The 18,216-nt window shown below is 51.5% G+C and carries 18 protein-coding genes; 6 read left to right on the forward strand and 12 right to left on the reverse strand.

The window, feature by feature from the left end:
* Window positions 1-302 precede the first annotated feature (302 nt).
* The 3 genes from dapA (at window position 303) to yjjX (ending at window position 2,374) form a co-directional block, all read left to right on the forward strand.
* Complete coding sequence (gene dapA, locus PsWM33_RS05545; RefSeq protein ID WP_057464270.1) at window positions 303-1,181, forward strand: 4-hydroxy-tetrahydrodipicolinate synthase; 879 nt, start codon at window positions 303-305, stop codon at window positions 1,179-1,181.
* Window positions 1,182-1,246: 65 nt separating this feature from the next.
* Window positions 1,247-1,723 carry an SsrA-binding protein SmpB gene (gene smpB, locus PsWM33_RS05550; protein ID WP_057464271.1) on the forward strand — a complete coding sequence of 159 codons (477 nt, stop codon included), beginning with the start codon at window positions 1,247-1,249 and terminating at the stop codon, window positions 1,721-1,723.
* A 117-nt stretch (window positions 1,724-1,840) separates the two neighbouring features.
* Window positions 1,841-2,374: an inosine/xanthosine triphosphatase gene (yjjX, locus tag PsWM33_RS05555; RefSeq protein ID WP_063299506.1), complete on the forward strand. Its 534-nt coding sequence runs from the start codon at window positions 1,841-1,843 to the stop codon at window positions 2,372-2,374.
* 108 nt (window positions 2,375-2,482) lie between these two features.
* On the opposite strand, the gene parC is transcribed toward yjjX, so the two are convergent.
* Complete coding sequence (gene parC, locus PsWM33_RS05560; protein ID WP_063299507.1) at window positions 2,483-4,735, reverse strand: DNA topoisomerase IV subunit A; 2,253 nt, start codon at window positions 4,733-4,735, stop codon at window positions 2,483-2,485.
* Window positions 4,736-5,107: 372 nt separating this feature from the next.
* Between parC and PsWM33_RS05565 the strand changes: the two genes are divergently transcribed.
* Window positions 5,108-5,422 carry a hypothetical protein gene (locus PsWM33_RS05565; protein WP_208994410.1) on the forward strand — a complete coding sequence of 105 codons (315 nt, stop codon included), beginning with the start codon at window positions 5,108-5,110 and terminating at the stop codon, window positions 5,420-5,422.
* A 21-nt stretch (window positions 5,423-5,443) separates the two neighbouring features.
* Here the strand turns inward: PsWM33_RS05565 and recO are convergent, their stop codons facing one another.
* The 9 genes from recO to rpoZ all read right to left on the reverse strand — a co-directional run bounded on the left by recO (window position 5,444) and on the right by rpoZ (window position 13,501).
* Window positions 5,444-6,199, reverse strand: coding sequence for a DNA repair protein RecO (gene recO / locus PsWM33_RS05570; RefSeq protein WP_063299509.1), 756 nt, complete (start codon window positions 6,197-6,199; stop codon window positions 5,444-5,446).
* A 63-nt stretch (window positions 6,200-6,262) separates the two neighbouring features.
* Window positions 6,263-7,183 (reverse strand): GTPase Era, encoded by a 921-nt coding sequence (gene era / locus PsWM33_RS05575; RefSeq protein WP_063289384.1) that lies wholly within the window; start codon window positions 7,181-7,183, stop codon window positions 6,263-6,265.
* Between the two features lie 46 nt (window positions 7,184-7,229).
* Window positions 7,230-7,937 carry a ribonuclease III gene (rnc, locus tag PsWM33_RS05580; RefSeq protein WP_057464278.1) on the reverse strand — a complete coding sequence of 236 codons (708 nt, stop codon included), beginning with the start codon at window positions 7,935-7,937 and terminating at the stop codon, window positions 7,230-7,232.
* 141 nt (window positions 7,938-8,078) lie between these two features.
* Window positions 8,079-8,828, reverse strand: coding sequence for a signal peptidase I (gene lepB, locus PsWM33_RS05585; protein ID WP_206598980.1), 750 nt, complete (start codon window positions 8,826-8,828; stop codon window positions 8,079-8,081).
* 145 nt (window positions 8,829-8,973) lie between these two features.
* Window positions 8,974-9,393 (reverse strand): holo-ACP synthase, encoded by a 420-nt coding sequence (gene acpS / locus PsWM33_RS05590; protein WP_057464280.1) that lies wholly within the window; start codon window positions 9,391-9,393, stop codon window positions 8,974-8,976.
* A gap of 152 nt (window positions 9,394-9,545) precedes the next feature.
* Window positions 9,546-10,130 (reverse strand): DUF2062 domain-containing protein, encoded by a 585-nt coding sequence (locus PsWM33_RS05595; RefSeq protein WP_057464281.1) that lies wholly within the window; start codon window positions 10,128-10,130, stop codon window positions 9,546-9,548.
* A gap of 24 nt (window positions 10,131-10,154) precedes the next feature.
* Complete coding sequence (locus PsWM33_RS05600; protein WP_063297557.1) at window positions 10,155-10,748, reverse strand: hypothetical protein; 594 nt, start codon at window positions 10,746-10,748, stop codon at window positions 10,155-10,157.
* A gap of 24 nt (window positions 10,749-10,772) precedes the next feature.
* Entirely contained in the window at window positions 10,773-13,010 is a 2,238-nt protein-coding gene (locus PsWM33_RS05605) for a RelA/SpoT family protein (RefSeq protein ID WP_063299511.1), read from the reverse strand.
* 95 nt (window positions 13,011-13,105) lie between these two features.
* The gene (gene rpoZ / locus PsWM33_RS05610) at window positions 13,106-13,501 is read right to left on the reverse strand and encodes a DNA-directed RNA polymerase subunit omega (RefSeq protein WP_057464283.1); all 396 of its coding nucleotides are present in this window, start codon (window positions 13,499-13,501) and stop codon (window positions 13,106-13,108) included.
* A gap of 824 nt (window positions 13,502-14,325) precedes the next feature.
* On the opposite strand from rpoZ, the gene PsWM33_RS05615 reads away from it, so the two are divergent.
* Both PsWM33_RS05615 and PsWM33_RS05620 read left to right on the forward strand, forming a co-directional pair.
* Window positions 14,326-14,910, forward strand: a complete 585-nt coding sequence (locus PsWM33_RS05615) for a LabA-like NYN domain-containing protein (protein ID WP_057464284.1) — start codon at window positions 14,326-14,328, stop codon at window positions 14,908-14,910.
* Window positions 14,897-15,568: a uracil-DNA glycosylase gene (locus PsWM33_RS05620; RefSeq protein WP_208994411.1), complete on the forward strand. Its 672-nt coding sequence runs from the start codon at window positions 14,897-14,899 to the stop codon at window positions 15,566-15,568. Before PsWM33_RS05615 ends, PsWM33_RS05620 begins: the two co-directional genes overlap by 14 nt.
* Window positions 15,569-15,584: 16 nt before the next feature.
* Here the strand turns inward: PsWM33_RS05620 and PsWM33_RS05625 are convergent, their stop codons facing one another.
* Both PsWM33_RS05625 and PsWM33_RS05630 read right to left on the reverse strand, forming a co-directional pair.
* Window positions 15,585-16,331, reverse strand: coding sequence for an arginyltransferase (locus tag PsWM33_RS05625; protein ID WP_063289211.1), 747 nt, complete (start codon window positions 16,329-16,331; stop codon window positions 15,585-15,587).
* 38 nt (window positions 16,332-16,369) lie between these two features.
* The gene (locus PsWM33_RS05630; RefSeq protein ID WP_063299513.1) at window positions 16,370-18,202 is read right to left on the reverse strand and encodes an SLC13 family permease; all 1,833 of its coding nucleotides are present in this window, start codon (window positions 18,200-18,202) and stop codon (window positions 16,370-16,372) included.
* Window positions 18,203-18,216: the final 14 nt, after the last annotated feature.

Here is an 18,216-nt window from a genome sequence, read left to right on the forward strand (position 1 = left end):
GGCCCGTCTCACCTGAGTGTTGTTTATCCGGCAAAAACGCACCGGACGGTTTAATTCCCAAAAAGTCCCTCATTCTGCTTGCCACAAACAGGGTAAATATCTGTTTAATGTTTCACCTAGGGGACCATAATACTTACAGTCGAAACTGGCCTAAATATGAGCACAAAAAAAATCCCGAATCTTATAAGAGAAGGTCTTGGTGATGTTGCCGAGATAGGCTAGATCACATTATTGTATGCCACCCCTTTGAGGGCACTGGCAAATTTTGCTCTGTATATATGTAATCCAACGAGGAACCTGAGATGTTTAGAGGATCAATTCCAGCACTTGTCACACCTTTTAAGGATGGCAAAGTGGATGAGAAGGCCTTCCAGGAATTCGTGGATTGGCAGATAAAACAGGGCTCCCACGGGCTTGTGCCTGTGGGAACAACCGGAGAAAGCCCAACTCTTTCCTTTGCTGAGCACAAGCGTGTCGTGCAAATGGCTGTTGAGGTTTCTGCTGGCCGCGTCCCTGTTATGGCAGGTGCTGGCTCTAACAATCCGGTTGAAGCAATCGAATTTGCGCAGCACGCTCAGGAAGTGGGGGCAGATGCGATTTTGTCCGTTACGCCGTATTACAACAAGCCTAATCAGGCTGGTCTGAAAGGCCACTTTAAGGCGATTGCTGCTTCTGTAGATCTTCCGATCTACATCTATAACATACCGGGCCGTTCCATCATTGATATGGAAAGTCAGACGATGGCTGATCTGTTTCATGAAGTGGACAACATTGTCGGCGTAAAAGATGCGACGGCAAACCTTGCACGTGCTTCTGAGCAACGCCATCTGTGTGGTCATGACTTCATCCAGCTTTCTGGTGAAGATATCACTGCACTTGGCTTTAATGCTCATGGTGGTCAGGGGTGTATTTCTGTGACAGCAAACATTGCGCCAGCGCTCTGTTCCCAGTTTCAGGAAGCGTGCCTTGCAGGCGACTTTGTAACTGCGCTTTCCATTCAGGATCGTCTTGCACCGCTGCACCAGGCCCTGTTCATCGAGCCAAATCCAGCTGGTCCAAAGTATGCTTTGTCTCTGCTTGGCAAAATGGAAAACGAGTTGCGCCTGCCTTTGGTCACAGTAAGTGAAGAAACTCAGGAAAGCATTCGCAAGGCTATGGTTCATGCAGGCCTGATCAACTAATGTGTTGCTCCGCGCACCTATTCTGTGTGCGCGGAGACATTTATTGAATGAAATAAGGAAAAGAAATGGCTGCCAAAAAAGGTGGCGTTCCCGGGCGCAAGGTTGTTGCGGATAACCGGAAGGCCCGTTTTAACTACGAAATTGAAGATGTGTTTGAGGCTGGTATTGAGCTGAGGGGCACTGAAGTAAAGTCTCTTCGCCAAGGCAAAAGCAATATTGCTGAAAGCTATGCTGCTGAATATCGGGGGGAGATGATGGTCTACAACGTCTACATCCCTGAATACACGCAGGGTAATCGCTTTAACCATGAACCTCGCCGTCCTCGAAAACTGCTGATGCATCGCCGCGAGTTGAACAAGCTGTTTGCTGCTGTTCAAAAAGAAGGCAAGACCATCGTGCCCCTGAAAATCTACTTTAATGAAGATGGGCGGGCAAAGATGGAAGTTGCTTTGGGCCGTGGTAAAAAAGCTCACGATAAGCGTCAGACCGAAAAAACACGCGACTGGAACCGTGAAAAGCAACGTCTGCTTAAGAACGGCTAGAGCATCTCAAATAGCTGGTGATGCTCCAGCTATTTGCTTTGAGTTTATCTTAATCTGAAAATCGATTGCGCCTTTAACAGGCTAGCCAGAGACACGTTGTTTGATCAGGAGTTTTGAATGAAAGTCGTTGTTGCCTCTCAAAATCCGGTCAAGGTGAATGCGACGCTTGAGGCGTTCAGGGCTCAATTTCCGGCTGATGACATTGAGCTGGTTTCTGCAAGTGTTCCTTCTGGTGTTTCTGATCAGCCAATGAGTGATGAGGAAACGCGTCAGGGTGCTGTGGTGCGCGCTGAGAATGCTTTGGAAGCGCAAGCTGATGCGGACTTTGGTGTGGGGCTGGAAGGCGGTATCTGTGAGTTACACGGCATTGCCTACACGTTTGCGTGGATGGTGGTGATTTCGCGCGAGGGGCAGGTTTCTGCCAGCCGTTCCATGCTGCTGCCACTGCCAGAGAAAGTCATGCAGTTGGTGCGCTCGGGAATGGAGCTTGGGCACGCTATTGATGAGATTTATGGCACTGATAACATCAAGCAAAAGGCTGGTGCTGTTGGATTGCTGACCGGTGGTCGTCTGACGCGAACTTCAACCTACGTAGATACGCTCTTTTGTGCGCTATTACCGTTCAGATCTCCTGCATTTAGAGATGCTTAGCAGATGTTGCTGAGAGACAGTTTCATCTGAAACGAAAAACAGAGCCTCATGGGCTCTGTTTTTGTAGGTACTAGGTAGATTGCGCAGAATTAGATTCTGAGTATCTCTTTAACCTGTTGAACTTCCATCGAATTTATTGGTTCTCGGGAAGCCGTTTGGTGGCAGGCGTCCGGCTTGACCGCGGTCACCGCGCCAGTCTTGCATCTCTTCCAGAGTGCGTTTGAAGGTGCGACCAGATGCATCTGTCCATGTCAGGCCTTCTTCTGAGCTGAAGGTTTTGATATCGGAGATGCCGCCATCTCTGTAGCGCTGCAGGCGCACACCTCGACCGCGCGTCATGACTGCGATTTGCGCAAGCGGGAAGGTGAGGAGTTTTCTGTTGTGGCCGATGACCGCGACATAGTCTCCCATAGCCGGTACGCACAGGACAGCCTTTGCTGGGGCGGTCACGTTGAGCACCTGTTTCCCTTTGCGGGTGTTGGCGATCACATCCTTTTCCTGAACCACAAAACCATATGCTCCATCGGTGCACATGAGGAGTTTGCGCTCAGGGTCATGTACGAAGGCGCTGATGATTTCTTGCGTCTCATCCATATCCAGCATCAGGCGGATTGGTTCACCGTGGCCGCGGCCGCCCGGTAGCTTATCTGCGCCGAGGGTATAGAATTTACCACCACTGGTGAAGATCAGGATCTTGCTGGTGGTTTCTGCATGGAAGGACAGATGCAGCTGATCGCCTTGCTTGAAGGTGAGAGTGCTGACGTCCTGTACATGGCCCTTAAGCGTTCTGATCCAGCCTTTTTCTGAGATAACAACCGTGATCGGTTCTTTCTCAATCATGGCTTGGTGGATCTCTTCCAGATCGTGGTCCGTTGCGGTGCTGAAGTCTGTTCTGCGCTTGCCGATTTCTGTCTCAGGGCCATAGGCCTTGCCGATCTCGCCGACTTGCTTGGAAACGCGGTTCCACTGTTTCTTGTCGGAGGCGAGGAGAGCTTCCAGACCTGATTTTTCTTTAGAGAGTTTGTCGTGTTCTTTCCTGATCTCGAACTCTTCGAGCTTGCGCAAGGAGCGCAGGCGCATGTTCAAGATGGCTTCTGCCTGAACGTCGGTCAGCTCAAACGCCTGAATGAGAGACGCCTTGGCGTCATCTTCTTCACGGATGATGCGGATGACTTCATCAATGTTCAGGTAGGCAATGAGGTAGCCTTCCAGAACTTCCAGACGATGGTTGATCTGGTCAAGTCTGTGATTGGAGCGTCGGACCAGGACCTCTTTCTGGTGCTCGAGCCACTCCTGCAGGACTTCCTTCAGGTTCATGACCTTTGGAACAACGCCTTTGGACAGAACGTTCATGTTCAGCGAGAATCTGTTTTCCAGATCCGTCAGCTTGAACAGGGAGGCCATGAGGAGTTCAGGGTCAACGTTTTTGTTGCGTGGCACCAGAACCACGCGCACGTCTTCAGCGGACTCATCGCGAACATCATCCAGCAACGGCAGTTTGCGTGCCATGAGGAGTTCTGCGATTTTTTCGATCAGACGGGACTTCTGAACGACGTATGGAATCTCTGTAACAACGATGTTGTAGGTGCCGCGCTGGCCTTCCTCTTTGTGCCATTTCGCACGTGTCCGGAAGCTGCCGCGGCCTGTCTTGTAGGCTTCTACAATGGAGCCCTGATCGTTGACAATTGTGCCGCCGGTTGGGAAATCCGGACCCTTGATATGCTCAAGGAGATCTTCGATTTCCGCATCCGGTTTGGAAATCAGAAGCTGGCAGGCGTTGCAGAGCTCATAGGCATTGTGTGGGGGGATGGATGTTGCCATGCCCACTGCGATGCCTGTGGAGCCGTTTGCCAGAAGGTTCGGGAAGCTGCCGGGAAGAACGACTGGTTCGGAATCCAGACCGTCGTAGGTTTCACGGAAGTCGACAGCGTTCTCGTTGAGGCCATCCAGAATGCGGGTAGCCACGTCGGTCATGCGGGCTTCTGTGTAACGCATCGCAGCGGCGCTATCGCCGTCGATGTTACCGAAGTTGCCTTGACCATCCACCATCGGGTAGCGAACGGAGAAATCCTGTGCGAGACGGACAAGGGCGTCGTAGATGGCGGCGTCACCGTGCGGGTGATATTTACCCATAACGTCACCGACAACACGCGCACACTTCTTAAAGCCCTGATTTGGATCGAGCTTTAAAAGGCGCATGCCATACAGAATCCGTCGGTGCACCGGCTTCAGGCCATCGCGTACATCTGGCAGTGCGCGATGCATGATGGTTGTCAGAGCGTAGCTGAGGTAACGCTCTTCCAGTGCATCTTTAAGATTGATTGTTTCCGGGCCATCATGGCCGATCACTTCCTGTCCCATGACACTTGGTTATCGTTCTTGGCTTGTTCTGTCCATGCTAACGCACCGTTCTACCTATGAAATCCTCAGAAAACAGCGCTTTTTCAAGGTTTAAGCCTGTGTAGCGGGCATGCGTTTTGCGACTCACTGCGGTGATTACTTAGAGCACGTCACGTTCATTGGCATTCACGCATCATGCTCTATCATTTTGGGTGGAGCGAATTCTCGCCAATCGACCGCAACTAGCAGAGGCAACAGGTGGTTTCGATTATTACTCAGATTTGCAGCGGTGGTTTAAGCCGACCTGATTTTTGCTCGGCTATCCTAGAGCGTGCACATGGCAGGATGTTGTCGCTGTTTAGGAGATAACATGTTGAATGATTGGAGGTTATGGTGAGGAAGCAAAGCTTGGCGTTGAAAGGTCTTATGACGGTGTTTGGGGTCGTGGCAATCACGGCTTGTAGCCATGCTGCGGATCATGGGAGTACAGCTCAAGGTGCATCTGATCAGCAAGCGCCTTCTTCGGAAGGTGCAGGGCAGGGCACGGTCGTTGAGGCGCCGGGTGTGCTTCGCAGCTGGTATCAGCCTCCACCAGAGGATCAGCACCCTTATGTGCCGCCGCCCAAGAAACGTTATATCCCGCTGGGAGGAGACAGTACTGGTCCGGTGATTGTTTTGCCGGGTGGGAATGGGCCGCAATCTGATTGATAGGCTTAGTGTGGCTTCGTTTCAGTCGGGCAGGTCTGCGAAGTCTTTTTTGAGCGCGGTTACATAATTGTCTCGCGCAGGAGGCCATGCAATGCTGCGCGGCTCATAGATGTATTTGAACAGGAAGTAGCCGGTGAGTGAGAACCCTGCTTCCATATCCCCCTTCGAGATTTGAATGTTTTGAGAGAGCCGCGACTCGGGCGCTTTCAGGAACTCTGGCAGTGTGAGGAGCTTGGCGGCGTAAGGTTGTCCGGCTGTTTTGCAAACCGCTCGGCCTGATTTAGGTGAAACCCAGATCAACTCGTCAGTGACGCCAGTGGCAGCGCATTCTGAGAGGTCAAGGCCGAAGCCGAGCTCATTGAGCAGTTCCAGCTCAAAGCGGAGCACGAGTGCTGCACCAATTCGAGGGTCTTCCAGATGATCGAGAATGACGTCCAGCGCGTGAAACAGATTGGGATGTGGATCGCGCTCGGGAAGAAGGCGGACTTGCGCACACAGGCTTTGCAGGCCGTGAATAGCTCTTGCAGTTTGCATGAGGTGGGCGGCGCGTAATTGCAGGGGCTCAACTGTGAAGAAGCCCAGATGTTCATCCAGCCTCGCGCGCCAGGTGAGGTTGAGATGATTACCCAGTTGCAGGGCAGGTTGCTGGCGGCGTGATCTGCCGCCGCGCACCAAGCCCAGGCAGCGGCCTTTGTCCGGTGTCAGAACTTCAAGCAGGATGTTGTTCTCACCCTGCTTGCGTGTTCCAATGACGATGCCTTCTGCCTGCCACTGCATAGTTGTGCTCATTAAGCGCAGCGTATCCTTGTCCGAAAACTGGATCCGCTTTTCGGGGATACGCTAGTGCGGGAAGTCCAATCCCATGTTGCGATAGCGTTCTGGATCATCGGACCAGTTTTCACGCACTTTCACAAACACAAAGAGATGGATTGTGGTCTCAAAGGCTTCTGTGAGCTCTTCACGTGCAGCTTTTGAGATCGCTTTGATGGTCTGACCGTTCTTGCCCAGCACAATTGACTTTTGACTGTCGCGTTCAACGAAGATTGTCTGCTCGATACGGATGGAGCCGTCTTTCTTATCTTCCCACTTATCGGTCTCGACAGTGGAGATGTAAGGCAGCTCTTCATGAAGGCGCAGGTAAAGTTTCTCGCGGGTGATCTCAGCGGCCAACATACGCAGTGGGATGTCAGAGGCCTGGTCTTCCGGATAAAGCCATGGGCCTTTTGGCATCTGATCAGAGAAGTACTTCAGGATGTCCTTTGTACCGGAACCGTTGATAGCAGAGACCATGAAGGTCTGATCAAACTTTGTGTACTCGTTGGCTTTTGCCGCAAGTGCCAGAAGCTGGTCGCGCTTGGTGATGTCGATCTTGTTGAGGATCAGAACTTTCGGGAGTTTGATGTGCTCCAGTTCGTTCAAAATACGCTCTACAGATTCATTGATGCCTTTCTTGGCGTCAATGAGAACGGCAACGACGTCAGCGTCCTTGGCTCCGCCCCATGCTGTGTCGACCATTGCGCGGTCAAGACGGCGTTTCGGGCGGAAGATGCCTGGTGTGTCAACGAAGATAACCTGGCTGTCGTCTTCAATCGCAACACCGCGAACGATTGCGCGTGTTGTCTGCACCTTGTGGGTGACGATTGAAACCTTCGTGCCAACCAACTGGTTCAGCAGCGTCGACTTGCCCGCATTGGGCGCGCCAATCAACGCGACAAAGCCAGCGCGTGTGTTTTCGTTGAGTTTGCCGAGGTTGAAGTTCATACCCTCTGGCAGGTCATTGTTGTTGTTTTCGTCGTTCATTTAAGACCTATTCGCTCCACACGCCTTCGCGGCGCAGGATGTTCTCGGCAGCGGACTGTTCTGCAATGCGCTTTGAGCTTCCGACGGCTTCGCCGGGACCAACGCCTTCCACATTCACGCGGATCTTGAAGATCGGGGCATGGTCTGGGCCGCTGCGAGAGACTGTTTCGTATAACGGAGTAGGGCGTCCTTTGGACTGTGCCCACTCCTGAAGAGTTGTTTTGGCATCTCGCAATGGACCTGTGTAAGACACCATTCTTACAGCAAAATAGCGTTTGATGAAGCTCTCGGCTTCGTCAAATCCGCTATCAAGGTAAATTGCTGCAATCAGGCTCTCGCACATGTCTGCAAGAATTGCTGTTTTAGATCGTCCACCAGTATGTGCTTCAGCTTCGCCGACGCGCATATGCTGGCCAATGTCGATGACCTTGGAAACTTCAGCGCATGTCTCGCGCTTTACAAGTTGGTTCAGGCGCCGAGCAAGTTCCCCTTCATCTGCTTTAGGGAAATTTTCTTCCAGCATCGTCGCAATTGCAAGGCCGAGCACTCGATCACCCAAAAACTCAAGGCGCTGGTAGCTCTGCAGGGAAGCCTTTGCAACCGGAAGGGCACTGGCATGCGTCAAAGCACGAACAAGGAGCTCCTTGTTTGTAAACTTGTAGCCGATGCGCTCTTCCAGAGCTGCGTCTGATACCGGTCTTTTTCTTCTGCTCATAATTCCGGCTAATTCCTTCAAAGACTGCTTTGCAGACTTTCTGAAGCAGTTTGTGTCACTAACTGTATCACTCAAACTGCTTCAAGTGTGGTTGGGCGTAGTTTTTTCCGAAAACCGGAGGCCATTTGCAGGCGCTACGCTTTAGAGTACGTCGCCAAGGCGATCCCAGCGAACGGTCCAAGGCCATTTCCAGAACATCCATGCAGGCTGGTCATCTTCAATAGAGAAGAAGATGATTTCAGCGCGTCCGATAAAGTTCTCGAACGGGACGTAGCCCACTTCGGAAAGAACGCGGCTGTCCTGCGAATTATCCCGGTTATCGCCCATCATGAAATAGCGGTCTGCTGGTACGTGATAGACGGGTGTGTTGTCCAGAGAGCCATTGGTCGTGATATCAAGGGTCTGGTAGCTTATGCCATTTGGCAGTGTTTCGATATAACGTGGGATCTTGTGAATGTTCCCATAAGCGTCTTTTTCGATGTAATCGTCAATGCGCTTGCGCTCAACAGCATTGCCATTGATGTGCAAAATGCCATTGATCATCTGAACTTCATCGCCAGGCAAGCCAATCACACGCTTAATATAATCGGTGGAGTTGTCTTTTGGCAGTTTGAAAACGGCAATGTCACCGCGTTCTGGAGGTGAACTCCAGACACGTCCGTCAAATGGTGCCAGTCCAAATGGGAAGGAGTACTTTGAGTAGCCATAGCTGTACTTAGAGACAAACAGGTAGTCGCCAATCAGCAAAGTATCTTTCATGGAGCCCGAAGGAATAAAAAATGGCTGAAAAAGAAATGTTCTAACAACCAGAGCGAGTAGCAGAGCTTGAGCGATGACCTTAATGGTCTCATATACGCCGCCTTCCTGCTCCTTTTCTTTGGATTGGCTCATGTTCATCCTTCGTGGTAAGAGAATACTCGCTTGGCCCGATGCCCATCACTTAAATAGTGCGAGTCAGTCTCCTGACAATAATATTCACATAGGTGGATCTCTTAGCGGTTCAAGGCCACTTCTGCAATCCAGTTCATTTACGTTTTCACGGCTCTAGACCCGGCCAGTCCTCTGGCCATGCCGAAATAACGACAAATGCCTGTGCCAGCGGGTAATCATCCGTAATTGTAAGGTCAATTCGTGGCACAAAGCCTTTTGGCACAAGTTTATCCAGTCTTTCTTTTGCGCCGCCAGACAGTTGCAGGGTCGGTTTGCCGCTCGGCAGGTTTACGACGCCCATCTCTTTCCAAGCAACGCCCATGGAAAGACCTGTGCCCAAGGCCTTGGAGCAGGCTTCTTTGGCGGCAAAACGCTTCGCATAGGTTGCAGCCTTGTTGGCGCGACTTTCTGCTTTTGCCCGCTCAACATCTGTGAAGACGCGTTTTGTGAAGCGATCCGGAAAACGGGAGAGTGTTTTCTCTATTCTTCGAATGTCGCTCAGATCACTGCCAATGCCAATAATCATCTCTGCCTCGTTGTGTGACGGATATATTGGCGCGTGAGCGCGAAACTCACAAGCCTTCTGAATAAGTTGTTGTGGTGCAAATCTTTTCAAGGAAACAACTTGTGTCTCCTGCTGGTCTGCTCAATGTTGGAGTGCCGATCCGGTGATCCCGTTCATTTTTCCTGAGCGACATTTTTGCTTTTTTTTGCCAGCTTTCTTTTTAAGCGAAAACGATGTGCTCTGGCTTTCTGGTAAGTGGAAACCGAGCCCAGAACAATAAAATAGAAAAAGACACCAGCGGCCAGACCGAGCGGGATTGAGCCAATCAACATAGGTTTTAAGATTGGCCAGATTGAATCCAGCGATTGAGACAGCATGGAATGATCCAGCTTGCCACCTAAATCCGGAAGGGGCTTGTCTTCCAGATCCATAATATAGAGACCGACCTTGTAGGTGCTGGCCCAGATAAACGGGAAGGTGAGTGGATTGCCTACGGCTGTGCCTAATGCCGCGGCAAGCATGTTGCCGCGCAGAATATAGGCCAAGACAAAGCTGAGAATAAAATGAAAACCGAGGAATGGCGTGAAAGAAGCAGCGGCGCCTGCGGCAAAGCCTGCTGCAATCTTTCTTGGGCTGGCTGAAAGGCGGAGAACCCGTTTTGTTAAGTACCTGAAAGAGCGAGACCAACTGTGACGCGGCCAAACAGCCACGCGGATACGTTCTATTCTTGTTGGTTTATCCCGCCGTTTAAAAATCATTTCGGTTCAAGTACTTTGCTCATTTCAATCGCGCCAGTTGAACGGCTCGATTGGGGTTGTTTCTATAGCCGGTATCTCAGCGAGTTCTTTTGGTACATTCTCGGCTGCATACACCGGTCGTTTTAAAGGAGCAAGAGATATTAGCGGTACTCCTAAGTCTGTATCGTCAAGACTCCTGTCGATAAAACAACCAATACCTACGGTGTTAACGCTCAGTGACTGCAGCGCATCAATTGTGGAAAGGCATAGGTGGCCTGTTCCTACAACATCTTGAACTATAAATACATTTGACTTTGGAGGGATGGTTGCCGGTCCAGTGGTGAGGTAGCCGCCTTCGCGGCGAAGCCAGAGGGCACTCTTCTGCATGATTCTTGCAGTTTGCAGTGCGACGATCAGGCCACCTAAGCTGGGGGCAACGAAATGGGAGAAGTTGAGGAGCTGGTTGGCAGCAATTTTTTTCACCAGTTCGGAGGCGAGGGTTTCGACCTTATCCGGGTATTCCAGCAGCTTTTGTCGTTGCAGGTAAGCTGAGCCGTGCCAGCCTGAAGGAAGGATGAAGTGACCTTCCTTCAGGGCTTTTGTTTCTCTGAAAACGTCCAGGACTGCATTGGGGCCCATGGGTTTTCCTCTTTTCTTCAGCGGCTAGCCGTTCACCCTTTGCGCTTCGGAAACGTTGGGTTTGGCACGCAGCTGGTTCAGGATCAGATTCAGGTGCTTCAAATCCCATACCTCAAGATCAATTAGCATCTCGTGAAAATCGGAGGCTTTGCGGATCATTTTGATATTATCAATGTTACCGCGGTGATCGCCGATGACCTTGGTGATCGCTGCCAGCGAGCCGGGTTCGTTGACCGCGAACACGTTGATCTGTGCTGGGAAACGCTCCGGTGCATTGGGGTCGATGTCCCAGCGCACGTCGAGCCAACGCTCAGGTTGATCGTCGAATTCCTTCAGGTCCGGTGACTGGATCGGGTAAATGGTGATGCCAACGCCCGGCGTCAGAATGCCGACGATGCGATCTCCTGGTACTGCGCCGCCGCTTGGGGCAAAGCGTACAGGGAGCGAGCCGGAGACGCTGGTGCGGATCGGCAGAGAGCCGTTCTTGGAACTCTCCTGAGATCCTTCCGGAATCTTGAACTTGACTGAGCTGCCTTTATCCAGATCGAACCAGCCTTCTGAGGCTGAACCTGCTGCGGGTGGTGCACTTGGGTTGCGGTCGGCAGTATGTGCTGGTGCGTAGTCTGGATATGCAACTTCCAGAATTGCGCTCGCCTGTACATCTCCGCGACCCACAGCGACGAGCAAGTCGAGCGTGGTTTCCATATTGAACTTCTTGATGTGTGTTTCGAGAGCAGCTTCATCGAAGTCCTTGCCTGCATGGGAGAAGGCGCGTTCGAGGATGTGTTTGCCTAGTCCGCCATATTGCTGGCGTGCGGAAGCTTTGGTTGCCTTGCGAATTGCAGAGCGTGCCTTGCCTGTAACAGCAATATTTTCCCAGGCCGGAGGAGGGGTCTGCGCCTGTGAGCGGACGACGTCGACTTCATCGCCGTTGGTCAGCTCAGTGACCAGCGAGGAGATGCGTCCGTTGATTTTACAGCCCACGCAGGTGTTGCCGATATCTGTGTGAACGGCGTAGGCGAAATCGATTGGGGTTGCGCCGCGTGGCAGTGCGATCAGGCGGCCTTTTGGTGTGAAGCAGAAGACCTGGTCGTGGAAGAGTTCAAGCTTGGTGTGCTCGAGGAATTCTTCCGGGGACTCCCCTTGCGCTAGCAGGTCAATGGTGCCACGCAGCCAGCCATAGGCGCGGGATTCAGCCGTCATGGACTGAATGTTGCGGCCACCAGTGACGCCGTCTTTATAGAGCGCGTGTGCTGCGATGCCGTTCTCAGCGATGCGGTGCATGGCTTGGGTGCGGATCTGCAGCTCTACACGCTGACGTTTCGGCCCAACCACGGTTGTGTGTATGGAGCGATAGTCGTTCTGCTTTGGCGTCGAGATGTAATCTTTGAAGCGGCCCGGTACGCATGGCCATGCCGTATGGATCACGCCCAGTACACGGTAGCAGTCTTCTGGTGTTGGTACGATTGCGCGAAAGCCGTAGATATCGGAGAGCTGTTCGAAGCCGAGAGACTTTTCTTCCATCTTACGGAAGATGGAGTAAGCGCGCTTTTCGCGTCCGCTGATCTTGGCTGTGATGCCTTGTTCGGCGAGGCGCTGCGTCAGGTCCTCTTCAATGTCCGTGATCAGGCTTTCGTTCTTGCCATGCAGAGTTGCCAGGCGTTCACGAATGGTATCGCGGGCATCGGGATAGAGTGTTTCGAAAGAGATGTCTTCCAGCTCATCGCGAATGTCCTGCATACCCATGCGGCCAGCAAGGGGCGCATAGATTTCCATGGTCTCTTCAGCGATGCGGAGGCGTTTGTCTTCGCGCATGTGGTGAAGTGTGCGCATGTTGTGCAGGCGATCAGCCAGCTTCACAAGGAGGACGCGGACATCATCAGCAATCGCAAGCAGGAGCTTGCGGAAGTTCTCGGCCTGTTTTGCTTTTCTGGAAACCAGATCCAGGCGTTGGATCTTAGTAAGCCCCTCTACGAGCTTGCCGATCTCTTCGCCAAACATGCGGTCAATCTCAGCACGCGTGGCATCGGTGTCCTCAATGGTGTCGTGAAGAAGAGCGACAGCAATGGTTGCGTCGTCAAGCTTCAGATCCGTGAGGATTGCAGCAACTTCAAGAGGGTGGGAAATATAAGGATCCCCAGAGGCGCGGGTCTGGGTACCATGCTTTTGCATGGCGTAAACATATGCCTTGTTGAGCAGTGCTTCATCCGCATTGGGATTGTAGCTGGTTACTTTCTCAACAAGTTCGTATTGACGCATCATTTTCGGGCGGCCGCTTCACTTTAAAAATAAGCTTGGGCCGGACCTGAAAATGCGAGGCGCCGGCCCGGCCGACGCCGACATCTTGCAGAGGGCGATTAGTAGTCGTCGGAACGTTCCGGCGGTACCAAGCCTTCAAGCCCCTTGAGCAGGTCTTCTTCAGTAATACTGTCAAATTCTACTTCTGAATCATCAACGGCATTAATCTGAAGCTGCTGTGGGTCACTTGGAACCATTGGAGCTGTTTCAGCTTCTGGTTCATCAACTTCAACGAACTTCTGTAGTGAGTGAATGAGATCTTCTTTAAGATCTTCAGGGCTCACAGTTTCTTCAGCAATCTCGCGAAGTGCGCAGACCGGATTTTTATCATTGTCGCGGTCGATTGTCAGTGGAGAACCACTTGAAATCATCCGGGCGCGATGGCTGGCAAGTAGAACCAGCTCGAACCGGTTTTCAACCTTGTCGACGCAATCTTCGACGGTCACACGTGCCATTCGATCACTCCATAATATCTGGGAATTCAGAGGCCACTCATAGAATGCTTCTTGTTGCAAGGCAAGAGCCGTTTCTGCATTTTTTGTGCAACTCCTTTACATCTTATTATGTGGGGAGCGTTTTTCCATCTTTCTGCTGCTTAAGATTAGGCCATAGAAAAATTGGGGCTTTAGGTCTATCGCGCATGATTTTAGTTTAAATACTATTGTGAAGAGATGTTTTAGTGTGCAGTGCTGCGTCGGATTAGTTTTTTATTACAGCTTCTTCTGGGGGGAATGAATTTTCAAATCTGTAACTCCTGAATGCTATTCAAGATGTGAATTGTACACTGGAATTGGAATAGATGAAAAAAAATAACATAAGAGATTAACCCATTTGGGGCCCTAGATTTTCTTGGGATGCACTAGATCCGAAAAAACAAGGAAACCTTGTTTCTATTGGAACCTTTAGTATCTATATCCGGTGGTTTGTTTCTAAGCTAACTTGGATCTATAATATAAACTGGGAATATTTAGTGGGTTCCTGTTAATTTATGCAAGATGACATCTGTAAATTTCATTCATCTTGTTCTAGTTTCTGGCCGGTGAATCGAACCGCATTGGTCCAATATTAACTAGGCCAATGCAATATATATGCTGAGGGGCAAGGTTTTATGTTTGTCCGTAACGAATGCGTATTCGATTTAACGTAGAGTGCAACCGGGTCAATTAGAATGGCATACATTCTAGGCATGTCACGACAGCAAACAGGCATGCCCAGAAAGTGATTGCTTATAACAAGTTACTGACTTACGCGTCTGTGCAGCGGAAAGGCTAAAAATAATATGTTTGATCCCCGCGAAAAGATTGCTTTATTCATTGATGGAGCGAACCTTTATTCGACAGCGAAAGCTATTGGCTTCGATATCGATTACAAGCGTCTCTTGAAAGAATTCCAATCAAAGGGCTACCTGCTACGCGCTTACTATTACACAGCGTTGGTGGAAGAGCAGGAGTATTCCTCCATTCGACCTCTGATCGATTGGCTGGACTACAATGGCTATAAAGTTGTTACCAAACCTGTAAAGGAATTCGTGGATTCTGCAGGACGTCGCAAAATTAAGGGCAATATGGACATCGAGCTGGCTGTAGACGCCATGCAGCTTATTGACCATGTTGACCATATTGTACTGTTCTCTGGTGATGGTGACTTCCGTTCTCTGGTTGAGGCGCTGCAGCGTCGTGGCCGTAAAGTTTCTGTTGTTTCTACACTTCAGACACAACCTCCAATGATTGCTGATGACCTGCGCCGTCAGGCTGATCACTTCATTGAATTGTCTACGCTGATGCAGCGTGTTGGACGTGACCCAAGTGAACGTCCACCTCGTGTTGAAGAAGAGGATGATGAGATCGGAGATGACGACTACTAAGGTTCGTCACGGTATCGAAAGTTTGCAGAAGCCGGGGAGAGGGTGTGCACTCTGTTCCCGGCTTGTTGCGTATAGGGAGGAATTGCGCGCGCTTCATCCTGACTGGCACAATGCGCCGGTGCTGGATTTTGGTCCAGTTGATGCCTCTCTTATTGTTGTTGGGTTGGCGCCTGGGCACAAAGGGGGGAACCGTACGGGTATTCCATTCTTTGGCGATTTTTCGGGTGAGATGTTGAATGGTGCGCTGACGGCGAGTGGTTTTGCTGCTTACAGGAATGAGGCAGAGCCTGAGCTCGGGATTGAGCCGATTGATGTTCGCATTACCAATGTGGTGAAGTGTATGCCGCCGAAGAATGCGCCGAAACCTGCCGAAATCCGGAGGTGTCGCGAATTCTTTCTGGATTCTCTGTTGGTTAGTGATGCTACGAGGGCTGTTGTGGCTGTTGGGCGGACAGCGCATGAGGAGTTGCTCAAAGCTTTTGAGCTTAAGCTTCGTGACTATCCTTTTGCGCATGCTTGTGAAATTCAGCTTACGCCTTCTCTCAGAATGTTTTCCAGCTTCCATTGTTCGCAGTACAACGTAAACACGCGGCGCATTACTGCTGAAGAGTTTACGTCGGTGTTCCTGCGCGTTCAGGGCTATCTGAAATCCCTCTAGATTTGAGAGGGGGATATCATTTCTGCTTTTCCCAGCCTTGTGCACCAAGGTGCTCTTGTGGCTTGAAGCGTTCTTTGTAAGTCATCTTTGGAGACCCCTGAACCCAGTATCCCAAGTATACGTAGGGCAGACCAAGGTGCTGTGCACGGGCAATGTGTTCCAGAATCATATAGGTGCCGAGGCTTCTGGTGGTCTCGTTATGGTCGAAGAACGAGTAGACCATGGACAGGCCGTCGCAAAGGCGATCTGTTAATGCAACGCCAATCAGCGGTCCTTCGCCTTCGCCGGATATGAAGGAGTTGGGGCCTCTGCGCCGGTATTCAATGAGGGCTGTCTCTACGTGTGTATCTTCCACCATCATGGAATAGTCGGTTGGGGACATCTCTGTCATGCCGCCGTTGGTGTGGCGGGCACTTAAGTATTCATGGAACAGATCGTATTGCTCTGTTGATGGGCCGGGTGGAAGTTCTGTTCCTATCAGATCCTGATTGTCTTTCCAGACACGCTTCAAAGACTTCGTCCATTGAAACTCTTGTGCGCAGACGCGGATTGAAACGCAGGCGCGGCAGTCTTCGCAGGCTGGACGATAGGCGATGTTTTGCGAGCGGCGGAAGCCGCCTTGTGTGAGGACATCATTGAGCGCAGGGGCGTTGGGCCCGACAAGATGCGTGAAGACTTTACGTTCTTTACGATCTGGCAGGTAGGGGCAATCCGTAGGGGCAGTCAGATAAAACTGCGGGTTATCATAGGCTTGCCGTGTCACCTAGAGCGTCCCTTTCTCTTATTTATCCTCTTTTCGCCTTACAGATTATAATAGTAAGGAGCGACAATTGAGAAGGTCAACCATATGATTATGGCGAGAGGTGTGCCGGCGAAGAGAAAATCTGAGAAACGGTAGTGACCTGGACCCATTACGATGAGGTTTGTCTGATAGCCGATTGGTGTTGCAAATGAACAGTTTGCTGCAAAAATCAGGCAGACGATGAAGGGTTCTACGGGCACGCCTGTCCTGTGTGCCATCTCGATTGCGATGGGCGTGAAGAGCACCGCTGTAGCGTTGTTGCTTAGTAAATTGGTTAAAACCGCAACAACGGCAAAGAGAAGCGAGAGGACAAAGGCTGGAGATCTGCCGTCAGCAATGTTGAGCAATGTCTGTGCAATGGCATTATCACCCCCCGTCGCTTCCAGAGCGAGGGAGGCGGCAATGGAGGCGCCGATCAGCATGAATATTCGGCTGTCGATCGTGCGGAGTGTCTGGCGGATGTTGAGGCAACCGCACATGATCATGGCGAGGGTTGCTGCGATTGATGCCACCACAATTGGCACGACACCAGACACTGCTAAGGTGATCATGGCGACGAAGATTGCCAATGCGCGACGGGCATATTGTCGTTGTGGCAGTTCGGTTGCTGACCAGTCCATGAGCAGAACATCGCGGTTTCCGCGCAGGCGGTTGATCTCTTCCCGGTTACCGGCAATCAGCAAAACATCCCCGGATTCCATACGGATATCGGTCATTGGCATGCGTGGCATGCGGCTGCGACGCTGCAATCCGGTGACAACACAGCCGGTGTCGGCGTGGAAACTTGTCATGGAGAGCGTGCGGCCAATCAGGCGGGAGCCGGGCGCAATAACTGCTTCTGCAAGAGTGAGCGTACCAGACGGAGAAGCGTGTTCTGCTTCGCTGGTCGGGCTCTCGTTTGCATCTGCCGGAAGGAGTGGGTGGCGTTGGCTAATAGCGCGGGTGAGGGTGTCACGAGTTGCGGCAACAATTACTGTATCGCCGGGCTGCAGCTGAACGTCTTCAAAGGGCGGCAGGAGCGGGCGTTCGCCGCGCTGGATCAGGCGAACCGTCATTTCCTTAAGCGCTGGGAACATGCCTGCGACAGCCTTTTCTCCCACCAGAGGATGGCCGTAAACTATTGGAATCTGTGCGATAAACTGGCGACCATCCTTGCCGGTGAACTCCTCTGCCATGGTTTGGCGAGGTTTGAGCAGACGCGGCAAAATCACCAGAACATAAACTGCGCCGACGGCTGCGAGAATGGAGCCGAATGCGGTGAAGGTGAAGAAGTTGATACGGACTTCACCAGTTGCGTTGGCGACATTGGCTACGAGCAGGTTGGTGGAGGAGCCGATCATCGTTGTCATGCCGCCCAGGATCGTAATGAACGAAAGGGGCATGAGAAAACGAGAGGAGGAGGTGTTATGCGCGGCGGCGACGGTGGTCAGAATTGGCAGTGTGATGACAACAACGGGTGTGTTGTTCAAAAATGCGCTGACAATGCCAACAGTAATCAGCAAAGGGCCGGTTGCCAGCCAGCGGCGCTGTTTTGAGATGCGCAGGATTGCCTGAGCGGGTTTGTCGAGGGCATCCGTCTGGAAGAGGCCTTGGCCGACAATCAGCAAGCAGATCACCGTGATCAGCGCTTGATTGGAAAAGCCGGAGAGAAAATCCTCCGGCCTGATTGGCGTTCCATTTGATGTCTGAGGGAAGGCCATGAACAACAGCATGAGAGCAACAATAGAGCCCAGTGCTACGATTTCGATGGCGATGCGTTCCAGCGCATAAAGGATAATCGTGAATCCGATGATCGCAAAGGTCAGGATCATCGGTATGTTCAGGTTCTCCATGCGCGTCCCCGCTC

This window comes from Pseudovibrio sp. WM33 (genome assembly GCF_001623165.1).
GTDB lineage: Bacteria > Pseudomonadota > Alphaproteobacteria > Rhizobiales > Stappiaceae > Pseudovibrio.